The sequence below is a fragment of the Aromatoleum toluolicum genome, assembly GCF_012911005.2.
Lineage (GTDB): Bacteria > Pseudomonadota > Gammaproteobacteria > Burkholderiales > Rhodocyclaceae > Aromatoleum > Aromatoleum toluolicum.
Map to the genome: position 1 here is coordinate 24,239 of NZ_WTVS01000036.1, position 15,033 is coordinate 39,271.

The following is a 15,033-nucleotide window of genomic DNA, read 5'->3' on the forward strand; positions in this document are numbered from 1 at the left end:
AAAGCCGCCGTCGCGCGGGCTGCATCACGGAAGCACCGTCGCTTCGGCGTCGCCGACAACCTATAGAGACATCGATGACCGAGCATCACGCGCGCAAGCGCTTCGGGCAGAACTTCCTGTCCGACCCCAACATCATCCGCAAGATTGTCGATGCGATCCGCCCTGCCGTGGGGGACACCATCGTCGAGATCGGCCCGGGTCTCGCGGCCATGACCGATCCGCTGGTCGAGCGCCTCGGGCACATGCACGTGGTCGAGATCGACCGCGACCTGATCGCACGCCTGAAGGAACGCTACACGCCGGAGCGCCTGACGATCCACGAGGGCGACGCGCTGAAGTTCGATTTCGGCACCCTGGGGGCGCCGCTGCGCGTGGTGGGCAACCTGCCGTACAACATCTCGACGCCGCTGCTGTTCCACCTCGCGTCCTTCGCCGAGAGCGTCACGGACATGACCTTCATGCTGCAGAAGGAGGTCGTGATGCGCATGGTGGCCGAGCCGGGGACCGAGGAATACGGGCGGCTGTCGGTGATGCTGCAGTACCGCTTCCGCATGGCACGCCTGTTCGACGTGCCGCCGGGGGCGTTCCGGCCCGCGCCGAAGGTGACCTCGAGCATCGTGCGCATGGTGCCGCTGCCGCCCGACCAGCTCGGTGCGCAGGACGAGGCGCTGCTCGGCCGCATCGTCGCGGCGGCCTTCGGGCAGCGGCGCAAGACGCTGCGCAACACGCTGCGCGATTTCCTCGACGAGCAGGACTTTGCGGCCTTGGGCGTGGATCCGGGGCTGCGCGGCGAGCGGCTGAGCGTCACCGACTACGTCAATATCGCGAACCACGTCGCGAAGAAGGGCGTCTCGGCCTAGTTCGGGCGGATCGGGGCGGTAGACGACAAAAAGCCGGGTCGCCCCGGCTTTTTTTTGCGATGTCGCGAAGGACGTTCAGGCCTTCTTCATCGGGCAGGTGTTCACGCCGAAGATCGAGTAGGCCGGGCACCAGCCCATCAGGCCGGTGGCGAGGGGGACGACGCCGATCCAGGTCCAGGGGGCGCCGATGCCCATGATCGCGAGACCGATCAGGATCAGGCCCGCGACGATGCGAAGGATCTTGTCGATGCCGCCGACGTTTGCATTCATGATTTGCTCCGGGGGTTGTCTAGGTTTGCGAGCGTATTTCAACACTCGCCGGCCCGCCGGTCTGTAACCTCGGTTACACAGCAATGATCGTTCAGGTTTGCCGGCCGTCGCTCGCGATGCGGCGCAGGCCTGCGGGGTCGAGGATCTCGATCTGTTCGCGCGACAGCTTCACCAGGCCCTGCGCGGCGAAGCCCTTGAGCAGGCGGCTGACGAACTCGCGCACGCTGCCGAGCTCGTCGGCGAGCTGCTGGTGCGTGACGTGCAGCAGGCGCCCCTTGCCGAGGAGCTGGGCGGCGAGGCGCTGGTCGAGGCGGTGGAAGGCGACTTCCTCGATGAGCTGCATCAGGTCGGCGATGCGCTCGGCGAAGAGGTGGAACACGAAGCTGCGGAAGGCCGGTTCGGCGAGCAGCGCGTCGAACTCGGGCTTGGGCAGCATCAGCAGCACGGTGTCGGTCTCGGCGATGCCGCGCGCGTTGTAGTCGTCGTGCCCGAGCAGGCAGGACGAGGAGATGATGCAGGTCTCGCCCGGCGTGACGCGGTACAGCGGCAGCTCGCGGCCGTTCGGCGCGCATTTGACGACGCGCACCGAGCCTTCGACGACGAAGGGAAATCCTTCGCAGGCTTGATGGTCGTCGAACAGCAGGGTGCCGGCCGGCACGCGCGCCCAGCGGCCTGCCGCGAGCAGGCGCAGGCGCGCGGCTTCGGGCAGCGCCTCGATTATCGGGTAGCGTGCGGCGGCGAGGGCGGTATCGTGAGTCGGCGTGCTCATGGCGGGTGGCGCCTACAGGGCGAGTTCAACGACCACCGGGGCATGGTCGGATGGGCGTTCGAGCTTGCGCGGCGTCTTGTCTATCGTGCACGCGCGGCAGTTTTCGCGCAGCGCCGGCGAGACGAGGATGTGGTCGATGCGCAGGCCGAAGTTGCGGCGGAACGCACCCATGCGGTAATCCCACCACGAATAGCTCTTCTCGGGCTGGTCGAAGAGACGGTAGGCGTCGGCGAGGCCCAGTTCCGTCAGTGCGGCGAATGCGGCGCGTTCGGGCGGCGAGACGTGGATCTCTTCCTTCCAGTCGGGGTGGGCGTCGCGGTCTTCGGGGGCGATGTTGAAGTCGCCGGCGAGCACGAGGCGCTCGTGGGCCTTCATCTCGTCGCGCAGCCACTCGGTGAGGGCGGCGAGCCAGCGCAGCTTGTATTCGAACTTGTCGGAGCCGACGGCCTGGCCGTTGGGGAAGTAGGCACTGACGATGCGCACGCCGCCGATGGTCGCGGCGATGATGCGCTTCTGTTCGTCGGCGAAGCCTGGAATGTCGCGCGTCGTCTCACCCGACGCGTGCGGGCTGAGGATCGCGACACCGTTGTAGGTCTTCTGGCCGTTGTACACCGCGCGGTAGCCGGCCGCCTCGAGTTCGGCGGCGGGGAAGGCCTTGTCCTCCATCTTGAGCTCCTGCAGGCACAGGGCGTCGGGCCGGTTGGCGGCGAGCCAGTCGAGCACGTGGGGCAGGCGGACCTTGAGGGAGTTGACGTTCCAGGTGGCGATCTTCATGGGTGTGTTGGCAGTCGGATGGCGGTTTCCCGCGGGCCGGCGCGCCACGAGGGCGTGGTACCGACAATGCCGGCATTCTGCCCGACGTGGCCGATCCTGTGGCGATATGCGTCGCCTGGCTGAGTCGCCACCTCGGCGCGGCGCTGGCGAAGCAGAGCGCTAGCCTTCGCGCCGCGCGCCGCAGTCGGCTCCGAGCCAGCGTGCGTCGGTGTCCATCTGCATGTCTCCGCGCTGGGAATTCATATGCACCCGCGTCGTGAAGTGTTCGGGTGTGTGGACGTTTGCTTCGAAGTTGCCCGTGGCGGTGGGGTGCGTGCACGTGAGGTGGCCGCGTACGGTGCTGCCGGATTTCACGACCTTGTCGAGGGTGCAGTTGCCTTCGGTCTTGCCCGAGAAAATGGTGTCGGATTTCGCTTGTGCGGGGGTGATGCAGCTGCGCACGGTGCCGTCGTTGCCGAGGCTGACGCCGCGTGCGGCCATCTGCTGCTCGACCATGCGCCGCATGTCGGGGGGGAGGCCGCGGAGGTACTGCTGGGCCTGTGCCATCTGCGCGGACATGTCGGGCAGGCCGGCGATGTTGAGCCGGGTCGAGCGGAATTCCCACAGGCCGGGGCGGATGTCCGTCGGCTGTGCGGCGCCGGCGATGCCGGTCGCGGCCAGGCCGGCGATGAGGAGGAGGGGGCGGTAGCGGGCAGGGGTCATGGTCGGGATTCGTGAAACAGCGGTTTGACGGCGCGCGGCGCGGTTGGTTTCGCGTTCGTCGTCGCGGGCCTGTCGCTCGGCGCGCTGTGGCAGGTGCGCAACGCCTCGCGCACGCCGATGCCCGACTTCTCGCGCCGAGAATTGAGCGACGCCGGCGAGCGCCATCACCGCACCTACATCGCCGCGCTGCGCGGCGAGCCGGTCGGGGACTGAATGCGCACCGGCAACGTCTCCGCGGCCACGCCCGCATCTGCCGCCGTCACCCCGCGCCTGGGCCGTCTCGCGGCATGTGGCGCGCTGCTCGCGATGGGCGAGCAGGCGTGCAAGATCCTGCTGCAGTTCGGCGGCATCGTCGTCCTCGCGCACCTGCTGTCGCCGGGCGACTATGGCCTGCTCGCGATGGTCACGGCGATCGTCGGCATCGGCGAAGTGCTCGCGCGCCTTCGGCCTGTCGGCAGCCGCCATGCAGGCACGCAGCGTCTCGCCCCAGCAGCGCAGCAACCTCTTCTGGATCAACAGCGCGATCGGCCTGCTGCTCGCGCTCACCGTGTTCGCGGCGGCGCCCGCGATCGGGGCCTTCTACGCACAGCCCGCGCTACAACCGATTGTGCAGGCGCTCGCCCCGAGCTCAACCGCGACATGCGCTTCGGCCGCCTGGCTTCCGCCGACGTCGGCGGCCAGGCGCTGGGCCTCGCCGCCGGGGTCACGCTCGCGCTGCGCGGCCACGGCCACGGGGCGCTCGCCGCCCAGCAGCTCGGCCAGGCGCTCGGGAACGAGGGCATCGAGTATTTCGGCATCGGGCGCGCCTGAGCCGTTCCCGTTTCAATCCCCGCGACCGTGCGGCCGTGCGCCGCGCGGCGGGGCTTCCTTTTCATCCATGAGAGAGGTGTCGCTATGGCAAAAGCAATGATTCTGGCCGCGGGGCAGGGCACGCGGGTGCGTCCGCTGACAAAGAACGTGCCCAAGCCGATGGTGCCGATTCTCGGCAAGCCGGTGCTGGAATACCTGATCGAACATCTCGCGCGCTTCGGCGTGAAGGAGATCATGATCAACGTCGCCTTCAACCATCACAAGATCGAGGACTACTTCCGCGACGGCCACCGCTGGGGCGTCGAGATCGGCTACTCCTACGAGGGCGTGCGCGACCACGGCGAGATCGTGCCCAAGGCGCTCGGCTCGGCCGGCGGCATGCGCCGCATCCAGGACTTCGGCGGCTTCTTCGACCAGACCACGCTGGTGATCTGCGGCGACGCGCTGATCGACCTCGACATCCGCGCCGCCCTCGACGAACACCGCCACAAGAAGGCGCTCGCGAGCGTCGTCACGCTCGAAGTGCCGCGCGAGCAGGTGCAGAACTACGGCGTCGTCGTCACCGATGCGAACGGGCGCGTGAAGTCCTTCCAAGAGAAACCCAGCCCCGCAGCCGCGAAGTCCACCCTCGCGAGCACCGGCATCTACATCTTCGAGCCGGAAGCCATCGACCTGATCCCGCCGGGGCGCGAATTCGACATCGGCAGCGAGCTCTTCCCGCTGCTCGTCGCCGAGGAGCGCCCCTTCTACGCCCAGACCCGCTTCTTCAACTGGATCGACATCGGCCGCCTCACCGACTACTGGGCCGTGCTGCAGCGCGTGCTGCGCGGCGAGATCGCGCAGATGGACATGCCCGGCACCGAGATCCGGCCCGGCGTGTGGGTCGGCCTCAACACCTCGATCGAATGGGACAGCGTGCAGGTCGTCGGCCCCGTCTACATCGGCTCCGGCGTGCGCATCGACCCCGGCGTATCGGTCATCGGCCCGACCTGGATCGGCCACGGCAGCCATCTGCGCGCCGGGTCGCGGGTCGAGCGCAGCATCCTGTTCGAATACACGCGGGTCGGCGAAGGGCAGCGCTTCAGCGAGAAGATCCTCTCGCCGCAGTACTGCGTGGACCGCTCGGGCGAAACGCTCTACGTCGGCGACGACCGCACCGAACTGCGCTGGGGCGACGCGCGGGCCTGAGCCTCTAGCGCGCGGATCGGCCGGGTACGACATGCGGCTGCCCGGCCGGCGGCGATGCCGCGATCTCCCCACGGCGGGCCGCTGCCGCGTCGGCCGTCTTTACATCTTATTTCACATTTGTCGCGGGAACTGCAGCATGCGACCGTATGTCTTTGTAAATATGACTGGTTCGCGTGCGTGGCGTGAATCGTGCTTTCCAACTTATCAGGGGGGACTGGTCATCAGTCCTTGAACAGTTCCGGCGTCCCGCATGGAGATCGCGATCGTGGAATACCATGGAACCGAGATGCGCGTGGATTGGGTGATGCGCCAATACGTCGAAACCATCATCCAGTATCTGGCCCGCGGTGGGAGTCTGGCGAACGCGCGAATGAACATGACCGAGCGCGGCGTTCCCGTCCACGTGCAGGACCGCGTGTTCGAAGGTCACGCTGCGCTGCAGTGACCCAGCGGGAGCGGGAGCGCTGTAGCGCAGCGCCCCCGTCGGGGCGTTACGCCTCCACCATGCCGTTGTGGCGCAGCAGCGCATCGACGCGCGGTTCGCGCCCGCGGAAGGCCTTGAACGAATCCAGCGCCGGGCGGCTGCCGCCCACCGCGAGAATCTCGCGCCAGAAGCGCTCGCCGGTGTTGCGATCGAGCAGCGTGCCCTTGCCGGCGCCGGCCTCCTCGAAGGCCGCGAACGCGTCGGCCGACAACACCTCCGCCCACTTGTAGCTGTAATAGCCCGCCGCGTAGCCGCCCGCGAAGATGTGCGAGAAGCTGTGCGGGAAGCGGTGCCAGGCCGGCGGGAACATCACCGCGACCTCGCGCCGCACCTCGTCGAGCAGCGCCATCACCTGCTCGACCGGCACCGGGCCGGTCGATGCATCCGGCTCGCTGTGCAGGCGCAGATCGAACATCGAGAACTCGAGCTGGCGCACCATCTGCATGCCGCCCTGGAAGTTCTTCGCCGCGATCATCTTGTCGAAGAGTTCGCGCGGCAGCGGTGCACCGGTGTCCACGTGCGCCGTCATGCCCGACAGCACGTCCCACTCCCAGCAGAAGTTCTCCATGAACTGACTCGGCAGCTCCACCGCATCCCATTCCACGCCGTGGATGCCCGACACCGCCAGGTCATCGACGCGCGTCAGCAGGTGGTGCAGGCCGTGGCCGCATTCGTGGAACAGGGTCAGCACGTCGTCGTGGGTGAAGGTCGCCGGCTTGCCGCCCACCGGGCCGGGGAAATTGCACACCAGGTAGGCGACCGGTGTCTGCACGCCGCGCATGTTCGAATAGCGGCTGCGTGCCGAATCCATCCACGCGCCGCCGCGCTTGGTCTCGCGCGCATGCATGTCGAGGTAGAAATGGCCGACCGTCTCGCCCGCCTTCTCGATGCGGAAGAAATGTGCGCTCGGATCCCATTTCGGCGCCTCCTCGGCGACGATGTCGACGCCGTACAGGCTGCGGATCACGCCGAACAGGCCTTCGAGCACCTTCGGCTCGGGGAAATACTGCTTCACCTCCTGCTCGGAGAACGCATATCGCGCCTGGCGCAGCTTCTCCGACGCGTAGGCGACGTCCCACGGCTGCAGCGGGTCCAGGCCCAGCCCGGTGCGCGCGAAATCCTTCAGCGCGGCGAGATCCCGTTGCGCAAAGGGCTTCGCCTTGGCCGCGAGCTCGCGCAGGAAGTCGAGCACCTGTGCGGGCGACTCCGCCATCTTCGCGACCAGCGACACCTCGGCGTAGTTCGAGTAGCCCAGCATCTTCGCCTCTTCGGCGCGCAGCGCGAGGATGCGCCCGATCAGCGGGCCGTTGTCGAGCTCGGGCTTGCCCTGCTCGGACGCACGCGTCGCATAGGCACGGTACATGCGCTCACGCAGCGCCTGGCTGTCGGCGTACTGCAGCACCGGCAGGTAGGAGGGCATCTGCAGCGTGAACTTCCAGCCCGGCTGGCCATCGCGCTCGGCCGCGGCACGCGCGGCGTCGATCGCGTCGTCGGGCAGGCCGGCGAGCTCGGCCTCGTCGGTGATCCACTCGGCGTGGGCGTTGGTCGCGTCGAGCAGGTTCTCGGAGAACTTCGCCGCGAGCGCCGACATCTCCTCCTGGATCGCCTTGAAGCGCGGCTTGTCGGTGTCGGGCAGCTCCGCGCCGGACAGGCGGAAGTCGCGCAGCTCGTGGTCGATGATGCGCCGGCGTACCGGCGGCAGCTGGTCGTACTCGGCGCTGTTGAAGAGTTGGCGGAATTTCTCGAACAGCTCCAGGTTCTGGCCGACGTCGGCGTAGAAGCTGGAAACCTCCGGCAGCAGGGCGTTGTACGCCTCGCGCCACTCGGGCACGTCCATCACGCTGTGCAGATGGCCGACCACGCCCCACGCGCGGCCGAGGCGTTCGCCTTCCTCGGTGAGCGGCGTGACGAAGTTGGCCCACGTGGGCGGCGCCGGGTCGGCGATGAGGTCCGCGATCAGCGCGCGGTTCTCGTCGATGAGCTGGCGGATCGCGGGGGCGACATGCTCAGGACGGATTTCGTCGAAGCGCGGCAGGCTGGTGAAATCGAGCAGGGGATTGGGCATGCGTTTCTCGGCTGGCGCAATGATCGTTCTGGAATGGACGGGAGCGCGCAGCGAGTCAGGCGCGCGCAGTTCCGGCCGGTCATTCTAACCGCATGGGCTGCGCCGGGAAGCGTGCGCGCGACCCGATGCCGGGATTGGCGGGATGCGCTTCGCTCCTCCCACCCTATGAAGTCCTTGGTCCATTACGCATGTCACAGGCCAGGAATGTAGGGCGGGAGGAGCCGCAGGCGTATCCCGCCACGCGGCGTTCGGGCGGCATCCTGCCCGCTTACTCGACCAGATCCTTGTAGGCATGCCACGTGGCATGGCCGACGAGCGGCAGCAGCACCACCATCCCGATCATCATCGTCGCGAAGCCGAGCCCGATCAGCACCACGATCAGCGCCGCCCATACCGCCATCGCGCCGAGGTTGAAGCCGACCGCACGGGCGCTGGTCATCATCGCCGTCACCATGTCGCTGCTGCGGTCCATGAGCATCGGCACGGACACCACGGACAGCGCGAACACGAGGCCGGCGAGCGTACCGCCGACAACGAGGTAGGAGACGACGAAATGCACGTAGTTGCCGGACAGGAATACATCCTGGAAGAAGTTCGCCATGTCCGGCGGAACGCCGTGGTAGAAGAGCGCGAACAGGATCGCCGACAGGCGCTCCCAGCCGAGCAGCACGAAGGCGAGAAAGGCCCCGTAGTACAGCAGGTGGTCGCCGTGCTGTGCCAGCCCCTTGATGGAGTCGACGAAGCCGGCGTCTTCGCCGCGCTCGTGGCGGCGTGAAATCTCGTACAGACCTGCCGCTGCCAGCGGTCCGACGAGGAAGAAGCCGGAGATCGCCGCCGTGAACAGGTAAGGCATGTCCGTCGCGTAGGCGAGGATCAGGTAGCCGAGCACGGCGAAGATCAGTCCGTAGCTCAGGCTCGCGCCCATGTTCGCGCGCATGTCGTCCCAGCCCATGCGCAGCCACTGCAGCGGTCGCGAGGCTTCGACCTGCCTGACGTGGGGCAGGGTGAAATGACGGTCGAGGGTATTGTAGGACTTGTCCATGGCAGCCTCCGTGGAGTTGGAAGTACCAGAGGGCGGCTCCGCGCAGCGTGGTCGCGATGGGGATAGCCCCCGGGTGGAGTATTAGAGCGGCCGGGTTCGGGCAAGTTCACCCACTTCGCAGCAGGCCTGCGATTTCGTCTCCGTGGTCGGCGGGCGGCGGGCACGGAAAGGCCCGCCGTCCCCGGCAGGGAGCCGGGAAGGGCGGGCCTCGGACGGGACGCTACGAGCTCAGGCCAGGGTCTGGCCGGTCAGGCGCTCGTAGGCCTCGCGGTACTTTGCGGCGGTGCGCGCGATCACTTCCGCGGGCAGCGACGGTCCGGGCGCCTTCTTGTTCCACGTCAGCGTCTCGAGGTAGTCGCGCACGTACTGCTTGTCATAGCTCGGCGGGCTGATGCCTTCGCGGTAGCTGTCGGCGGGCCAGAAGCGCGAGGAGTCGGGCGTCAGGGCTTCGTCGATGAGGTGCAGCGTGCCGGCGGCGTCGACGCCGAACTCGAATTTCGTGTCGGCGATGATGATGCCGCGCCCCGCAGCGTAGTTGGCCGCTTCGGTGTACAGCGCGATTGCCGCATCGCGCGCCTGCGCGGCGAGCTCGGCGCCGTTCTTGCCGGTGCCCGCGAGCTCGCTGACGAGCGCGGCGGCGCAACGCGTCTGCGCTTCGGCGAAGGAGATGTTTTCGTCGTGGTCGCCGACCTCGGCCTTGGAGGCCGGGGTGAAGATCGGCGCGGGCAGCTTCGCCGCCTGCTGGAGCCCCGCCGGCAGCTTGATGCCGCAGATCGCGCCGGTGTCCTGGTAGTCCTTCCAGCCCGAGCCGATCACGTAGCCGCGCACCACGGCCTCGATCGGCAGCGGCTTCAGGCGCTTCACCACCAGCGCGCGGCCGCGCACCTGCTCGCGCTCGTCGGCGGCCACCACCGACTCCGGATCGATGCCCGTGAGCTGGTTCGGCACGATGTGGCCCAGGCGCGAGAACCAGAAGTTCGCCATCGCGGTCAGCACGCGGCCCTTGTCCGGAATCGGGTCCGGCAGGATCACGTCGAAGGCGGAGAGCCGGTCGCTGGTGACGATCAGCAGCTTGTCGGCATCGACGGCGTAGATGTCGCGCACCTTGCCGCGCCCGAGCAGCTGCAGGCTCTTGATGGAGGATTCGAACAGGGGAGTGGCCACGATGGAAACTCTTTCAGGGCAAAGCGCAATTATAGGACAGCTTGGGCTCCGGCCACCCCTCAATGGCCACCTTCCTCGGCGGTGAGCTGGCGGCGCATGCGGCGCAGTCCCAGGGCGACCAGGCCGGCGATGACCGGGATCGACACCGCCGTGACGACCTCGGGTGTGGCCGGATGGATATAGTCCTTCATGCCCTTCGAGAGGTACTGCACGAGCTGCGAGCCGTAATACGTGATCGCGACGACCGACAGGCCTTCCACGGTCTCCTGCAGGCGCAGTTGCAGCTTCGCGCGTTGGTTCATCTGGCCGAGCAGCTCCTGGTTCTGGCGCTCGAGCTCGATCTCCACGCGCGTGCGCAGCAGCTGCGAATTGCGCACGATGCGGCTCGACAGGTCATCCTGCCGCCGCGCGACCGTCGCACAGGTGTCGATCGCCGGCGTCAGGCGCCGCTCCATGAATTCGCGCACCGGCGGGTAGCCCTTGACGCGGACCTCGCGCAAGTCGTCGATGCGCTGGCGCACCAGCCGGTAATAGGCGGCCGCTGCGCCGAAGCGGTAGGTCGTGCGCGCGACCGAACGTTCGACGTGCGCGGCCAGTCGCGTCAGTCGGCCCAGTACGTGGCGCTCGTCCTCGGGGGTGGCCGCCGCCCCCATCGCGTCCATCAGGTCGGCCAGCTCGTCCTCGGCGAGCGCCAGCAAGCGGCCGACCTCCTTCGCGACCGGGAAGGCGAGCAGCGCCATCACGCGGTAGGTCTCGATCTCGAGCAGGCGCTGCACCGTGCGCCCCGCCTGGCGCGGGGTCAGCGAGGCGTCGAGGACGAGGAAGCGCGAGAAGCCGTCCGCGATCTGGAAGTCCGTGAAGACCCAGCCCGCACCGTCGGCGATCTGCGATGCGACCGAGGTCGTGCCGGTCGGCGAGAGCTGCGCGAGCACCGTCTCGGGGGCGACCTCATCGACGCCGCGCAACTCGATGTGCGTGGCGACCAGCAGCTGGCCGGGGATCTCGCGCCGCCACGCGGCCGGCACGTCGAGCAGCGGGTTGTCGTCGCTCGTGCCGCTGAAGTCGATGCGGCGCACGAAAGTGTAGCTGGTAAATTCGTTGTGGCGTTCCCACTTCAGGCGGAATCCGCCGGCATCGAGGAAGACATGCCCGGACGAGGTGTCCGGCGGCGCCAGTTCGAACTGTTCGGCGAGCAGGCGCAGGTGGTCCGCCTCGCGTTCGGCGCTGCCGTCGACGTGAAGGAAGGCGAGGTAGGTGACGAATTCCGGCGTGTCCAGCGTGACCGGGGGGCGTGCGTGGACTTCGTCGTTCAGTTTGTGGCGGAGTGGATATTCGTCGAACAGGGGCATGGCGCGGCAATCGGGTTGGACGCGCTAGGGTAGCGACCGCGGGGCGATAACGAAAGCCCCGCCGTGCCCGGGCATGGCTGCCGCGGGCAGGGCGGGGCTGCAGGAGGCCGGTGCGATCAGTAGCGCGGGCCGGGCGCGGGCTGCATACCGGGCTGCTGGGCCTGTGTGGGCACGATCAGCACTTCGACGCGGCGGTTCTGCGCGCGTCCCTGCGGCGAGCCGTTGTCGGCGACCGGTCGCGACGCGCCGTAGCCGACGGCGATCAGCCGGTTCGATTCCACGCCGCGCTGGGTCATGTAGCTGCGCACGGCCTCGGCGCGGTTCTCGGACAGCGTCTGGTTGAAGCTCGCCGCGCCCGTCGAGTCGGTGTGGCCCTCGACCTGCACGATGGTGTCGGGGTACTGCTGGATGCTCTGCGACAGGCGCGTCAACACCGGCTGGAACTGCGGCTTCACGTCGGCACGGCCGGTGTCGAAGGTGATGTTCTCGGGCGCCTGCAGGCGGATCGTGTCGCCCTGGCGCTGTACCTGAACGCCGGTGCCGGCCATCTGCTGGCGCAGCTCGGCTTCCTGCTTGTCCATCTGGCGGCCGACCAGGCCGCCGACGGTCGCGCCGATCGCAGCGCCCACCAGGCCACCCGTCGTGCGGTTGCCCGAACCGGCGACGACGTTACCGAGGATCGCGCCGGCGCCGGCGCCGATGGCCGCTCCGCGGGTGGTCTGAGCGTGTTCGCCGTAGAACGGATTCTGCGCACAGCCTGCGACCGTCAGGATCGACAGGGTCGTGACGATCAATGCAACTTTCATCATGGTCTCCTGGGTTGAAAAGAGCGAACTGCCCTATTTTGAGCGCGTCCGCCCGCCCGGGGTTCCGGGAAGCATAACGAATTGTAAATGCGCGGGGTTCAGGTGCCGATGCCGATGGCCTGCTCGATGGATGGCGTCGGGCGCTGGATGTGATAGCCCTGGGCGAGATCGATCGACTGGGCGACGACCTTGTCGAGCACCTCCGCATCCTCGACATACTCGGCCACGGTGCGGATGCCCAGCTCGCGCGCGAGCGCGACGATGCTGCGCACGAGCGCCCGATCCTTGTCGTTGTGCTTCATGCCGAGGATGAAGTCGCCCTCGATCTTCAGGAAATCGATCGGGAAGCGCTTCACGTAGTGGAAGGAGGAGAAGCCCGAGCCGAAGTCGTCGATCGCGAGACGGAAGCCTTCGCTCCGCAAGGTGTTGATGAAGCGTTCCAGCAGGGCCATGTTCTTGATCGTCTCGCGCTCGGTGATCTCGAACACGATGCGCGACGGGTCGAAGCCCGACGCGCTGGCGATGCGCCGCGTCTCCTGCACGAAATCGTTGAGCACCAGCGCGCGCGGCGACATGTTGAGGAACAGCAGGCCCTGGTAATTGGCTGCGGTAGCGGCCTCGAGCGCGCGCTCCATCAGGATGTAATCGAGCTTGTGCATCAGGCCCATCTTCTCGGCGATCGCGACAAAGGCGTCGGCGACCAGGATGGAGCCGTCGTCGAGACGGATGCGCGCGAGCACTTCGAGCGCCTCGACCTTGCCCGTCTTCGGGTCGATGATGGGCTGGTAGTAGGGGATCACCCCGCGCGCCTCGACCGCCGCGAGGATCAGCATGCTCTTCTCGGACAGCGAGCGGAACACCTCGACGACGTCCTGTTCGGTGGGGATCGCCACCCGGCCTTTGCCATCGGCCTTGGCGCGATACATCATGCTGTCGGCGAACAGGAACAGGTCCTTGGTCTCGATGGCGTGGTCCGGATAGACTGCCATGCCGACCGACAGCGAGCCGTTCACGCGCGTATTGTCCGGGGTCTCGATCGCCAGCGCGGTCACGGCTTCGATGATGCGCTGGGCGACCTCGATGGTGCCGGCGAGGTCGGTCTCGGGCAGGATCGCGACGAACTCGTCGCCGCCGTAGCGCGCGAGCAGGTCATCTTCGCGGATCGCACGACGGATCGTCGTCGCGACCTCCTGCAGGAACACGTCGCCGAAGCCGTGGCCGTACGTGTCATTCACCGACTTGAAGTTGTCGGCGTCGATCATCAGCAGCCCGAACTTGTAGCCGTGACGGCCCGAGCGCGTCGCCTCGCTGTCGAGCAGTTCCCAGAACACGCGCTGGTTGTAGAGGTTGGTCAGCGGGTCGCGCGTCGCGTAGTACTCGAGGTCTTTGGTGTACTTGTCGATCGCCTTCACCGAGCCGACCACGTTCAGCAGCGTCGACAGGATGCTCTCGACCACCAGCCAGCGTGTAGGGTCGGTGCCGGCCTGGGCCTGCATGCCGATGCCGACGATGCCGCCGATCTTGGGCGCCTCGACCAGCAGGGACTTCGTCTGCACCTCGATGTCGCAGCGCACCAGCTCCGGCGCGTTGCGCGAGCTGTCGGCGATGTTGTGCTCGATGCTCACGGCGTAGCCGTCGGCGAAGTACGGGTTGCGGCGCAGCGATTCGCGCACGGTCTCCTCGAACAGCTGCCGGCTCTCCGTCGACGGCGCGTAGCGCCAGAACACCTCGAGGTCGAAGACGTCCTCGCCGGTCTTGAAGATCGAGAACAGCGCGTAGGCCGGCATCACGCCATCGATGTCGATGAGCAGGCGATTCACATACTCGCGCCAGTCCTTGACGACATCGGAGGTGAGGATGAATTTCTCCAGCAGGCGGATCTCGAACTCGAGCATGTCCTTGTCGACGGCCACGCTGCGCACGCGCTCGGTGAGCTGCCTGACCTCGCTCACGACCGGGCTGAATTCGCTGAAGCCGAAGTCGAGCGAAGCGTTTTCGAGTTGCTTCAGGTCGGACAGCCGGCTGATCGAGCGTATGTTCGTCGCAAAGCCCGCGATCGCCTTGTTCAGCCGGCGGCGGATATACATCACCATCAGCAGCGTCGCCACGATCGCCACCGGCACCACCGGTGCGAAGGCGAACATGAACTGGCGATTGCCGGCCTCGAGCAGCGGTCGGATGTCCTGGCGCACGTCGATGACGCCCAGCACTTCGCCGGGCTTCGCGTTCGTGTGGCATTGCCGGCATTCGGCCTCGGCGCGCAGGGCGTTGATGAAGCGCACTTCCGGGCCCTGATCGATGCGGCGGCTCTCGCCGCTCGCGATCACCTCGAGGATCGCCGCATCCATCTCGCGCTGCTTGATCTCGCCGAACAGTTCGGTGACGCGCGGCGCGCGGTAGATCGCGATCTGGTGCTTGGTCTTGTCCACCGAACGCTCGATCGCGCGGATGAACTCCTCGAGCTGCGTGCGGGTCCAGCCGGTACGCATCAGCTGGAACATCGACTGGAAAGTCATTTCCGCGAAAGTGTTCGCGTCGCGCATCGCCTCTTCGCGGATCGAGCGCTCGTGGAGATTGGAGACCACGTACTGGGTGGCGACCGCGAGCGCCGTCGAGAAGACGACGGCAGCAGTCAGCAGGAGTCCGCGGATGGTCTTGATCGGAGTCATTGCGTGGGGCGATCCCGGTCCCGCGCAGGCGCCGCACGCGGTCACCGCCGGGGACCGGTCTGACGCCCGAGTCGAAGTGTA

At 67.4% G+C, this 15,033-nt stretch carries 15 protein-coding genes; 5 read left to right on the forward strand and 10 right to left on the reverse strand.

All coding sequences use genetic code 11. From position 1 onward, the window contains the following. The first annotated feature begins 74 nt into the window (after nt 1–74). Nucleotides 75–860, forward strand: coding sequence for a 16S rRNA (adenine(1518)-N(6)/adenine(1519)-N(6))-dimethyltransferase RsmA (gene rsmA, locus GPA27_RS16655; RefSeq protein ID WP_169141685.1), 786 nt, complete (start codon nt 75–77; stop codon nt 858–860). 75 nt (nt 861–935) lie between these two features. Here rsmA and GPA27_RS16660 read toward each other — a convergent pair whose 3' ends face one another. The 4 genes from GPA27_RS16660 to GPA27_RS16675 form a co-directional block, all read right to left on the reverse strand. Next, nucleotides 936–1,130: a YgaP family membrane protein gene (locus GPA27_RS16660; protein WP_169141686.1), complete on the reverse strand. Its 195-nt coding sequence runs from the start codon at nt 1,128–1,130 to the stop codon at nt 936–938. A gap of 91 nt (nt 1,131–1,221) precedes the next feature. Beyond that, nucleotides 1,222–1,899: a Crp/Fnr family transcriptional regulator gene (locus GPA27_RS16665; protein ID WP_169141687.1), complete on the reverse strand. Its 678-nt coding sequence runs from the start codon at nt 1,897–1,899 to the stop codon at nt 1,222–1,224. Between the two features lie 12 nt (nt 1,900–1,911). Further along, nucleotides 1,912–2,673: an exodeoxyribonuclease III gene (gene xth, locus GPA27_RS16670; protein WP_169141688.1), complete on the reverse strand. Its 762-nt coding sequence runs from the start codon at nt 2,671–2,673 to the stop codon at nt 1,912–1,914. A gap of 159 nt (nt 2,674–2,832) precedes the next feature. Beyond that, nucleotides 2,833–3,375, reverse strand: coding sequence for a DUF3617 domain-containing protein (locus tag GPA27_RS16675; RefSeq protein WP_169141689.1), 543 nt, complete (start codon nt 3,373–3,375; stop codon nt 2,833–2,835). A gap of 24 nt (nt 3,376–3,399) precedes the next feature. Between GPA27_RS16675 and GPA27_RS16680 the strand changes: the two genes are divergently transcribed. The 4 genes from GPA27_RS16680 (at nt 3,400) to GPA27_RS16695 (ending at nt 5,818) form a co-directional block, all read left to right on the forward strand. Continuing rightward, a complete protein-coding gene (locus tag GPA27_RS16680) occupies nt 3,400–3,588 on the forward strand; it encodes a hypothetical protein (RefSeq protein ID WP_211165052.1) in 189 nt (62 codons plus the stop codon). Nucleotides 3,589–3,838: 250 nt separating this feature from the next. After that, nucleotides 3,839–4,285 carry an oligosaccharide flippase family protein gene (locus GPA27_RS16685; protein ID WP_246261182.1) on the forward strand — a complete coding sequence of 149 codons (447 nt, stop codon included), beginning with the start codon at nt 3,839–3,841 and terminating at the stop codon, nt 4,283–4,285. Beyond that, a complete protein-coding gene (locus GPA27_RS16690; protein WP_169141690.1) occupies nt 4,270–5,373 on the forward strand; it encodes a nucleotidyltransferase family protein in 1,104 nt (367 codons plus the stop codon). The genes GPA27_RS16685 and GPA27_RS16690 overlap by 16 nt, the downstream gene beginning before the upstream one ends. 250 nt (nt 5,374–5,623) lie before the next feature. Continuing rightward, a complete protein-coding gene (locus GPA27_RS16695) occupies nt 5,624–5,818 on the forward strand; it encodes a hypothetical protein (protein ID WP_211165053.1) in 195 nt (64 codons plus the stop codon). A gap of 46 nt (nt 5,819–5,864) precedes the next feature. Here the strand turns inward: GPA27_RS16695 and GPA27_RS16700 are convergent, their stop codons facing one another. The 6 genes from GPA27_RS16700 to GPA27_RS16725 all read right to left on the reverse strand — a co-directional run bounded on the left by GPA27_RS16700 (nt 5,865) and on the right by GPA27_RS16725 (nt 14,952). Next, nucleotides 5,865–7,922, reverse strand: coding sequence for a M3 family metallopeptidase (locus GPA27_RS16700; RefSeq protein WP_169141691.1), 2,058 nt, complete (start codon nt 7,920–7,922; stop codon nt 5,865–5,867). A gap of 268 nt (nt 7,923–8,190) precedes the next feature. Next, a complete protein-coding gene (locus tag GPA27_RS16705) occupies nt 8,191–8,964 on the reverse strand; it encodes a DUF2189 domain-containing protein (protein ID WP_169141692.1) in 774 nt (257 codons plus the stop codon). Between the two features lie 228 nt (nt 8,965–9,192). Continuing rightward, on the reverse strand, nt 9,193–10,128 hold the full coding sequence (locus GPA27_RS16710; protein ID WP_169141693.1) for a phosphoribosylaminoimidazolesuccinocarboxamide synthase: 936 nt from the start codon (nt 10,126–10,128) through the stop codon (nt 9,193–9,195). Nucleotides 10,129–10,187: 59 nt separating this feature from the next. Next, on the reverse strand, nt 10,188–11,477 hold the full coding sequence (locus tag GPA27_RS16715; protein ID WP_169141694.1) for a DUF3422 family protein: 1,290 nt from the start codon (nt 11,475–11,477) through the stop codon (nt 10,188–10,190). A gap of 116 nt (nt 11,478–11,593) precedes the next feature. Then, on the reverse strand, nt 11,594–12,283 hold the full coding sequence (locus GPA27_RS16720) for a YiaD family glycine zipper/OmpA-like lipoprotein (RefSeq protein ID WP_246261183.1): 690 nt from the start codon (nt 12,281–12,283) through the stop codon (nt 11,594–11,596). A gap of 98 nt (nt 12,284–12,381) precedes the next feature. Beyond that, complete coding sequence (locus GPA27_RS16725; protein WP_169141696.1) at nt 12,382–14,952, reverse strand: putative bifunctional diguanylate cyclase/phosphodiesterase; 2,571 nt, start codon at nt 14,950–14,952, stop codon at nt 12,382–12,384. Nucleotides 14,953–15,033 lie beyond the last annotated feature (81 nt).

What these genes read in the sequence shown, in the direction of transcription:
- GPA27_RS16720 (WP_246261183.1), bottom strand. Translation starts at nt 12,283, where the DNA reads ATGAAAGTTGCATTGATCGTCACGACCCTGTCGATCCTGACGGTCGCA.
- xth (WP_169141688.1), bottom strand. Translation starts at nt 2,673, where the DNA reads ATGAAGATCGCCACCTGGAACGTCAACTCCCTCAAGGTCCGCCTGCCC.
- GPA27_RS16705 (WP_169141692.1), bottom strand. Translation starts at nt 8,964, where the DNA reads ATGGACAAGTCCTACAATACCCTCGACCGTCATTTCACCCTGCCCCAC.
- GPA27_RS16690 (WP_169141690.1), top strand. Translation starts at nt 4,270, where the DNA reads ATGGCAAAAGCAATGATTCTGGCCGCGGGGCAGGGCACGCGGGTGCGT.
- GPA27_RS16700 (WP_169141691.1), bottom strand. Translation starts at nt 7,922, where the DNA reads ATGCCCAATCCCCTGCTCGATTTCACCAGCCTGCCGCGCTTCGACGAA.
- GPA27_RS16695 (WP_211165053.1), top strand. Translation starts at nt 5,624, where the DNA reads ATGGAGATCGCGATCGTGGAATACCATGGAACCGAGATGCGCGTGGAT.
- GPA27_RS16660 (WP_169141686.1), bottom strand. Translation starts at nt 1,130, where the DNA reads ATGAATGCAAACGTCGGCGGCATCGACAAGATCCTTCGCATCGTCGCG.
- GPA27_RS16675 (WP_169141689.1), bottom strand. Translation starts at nt 3,375, where the DNA reads ATGACCCCTGCCCGCTACCGCCCCCTCCTCCTCATCGCCGGCCTGGCC.
- GPA27_RS16715 (WP_169141694.1), bottom strand. Translation starts at nt 11,477, where the DNA reads ATGCCCCTGTTCGACGAATATCCACTCCGCCACAAACTGAACGACGAA.
- rsmA (WP_169141685.1), top strand. Translation starts at nt 75, where the DNA reads ATGACCGAGCATCACGCGCGCAAGCGCTTCGGGCAGAACTTCCTGTCC.
- GPA27_RS16665 (WP_169141687.1), bottom strand. Translation starts at nt 1,899, where the DNA reads ATGAGCACGCCGACTCACGATACCGCCCTCGCCGCCGCACGCTACCCG.
- GPA27_RS16725 (WP_169141696.1), bottom strand. Translation starts at nt 14,952, where the DNA reads ATGACTCCGATCAAGACCATCCGCGGACTCCTGCTGACTGCTGCCGTC.
- GPA27_RS16685 (WP_246261182.1), top strand. Translation starts at nt 3,839, where the DNA reads ATGCAGGCACGCAGCGTCTCGCCCCAGCAGCGCAGCAACCTCTTCTGG.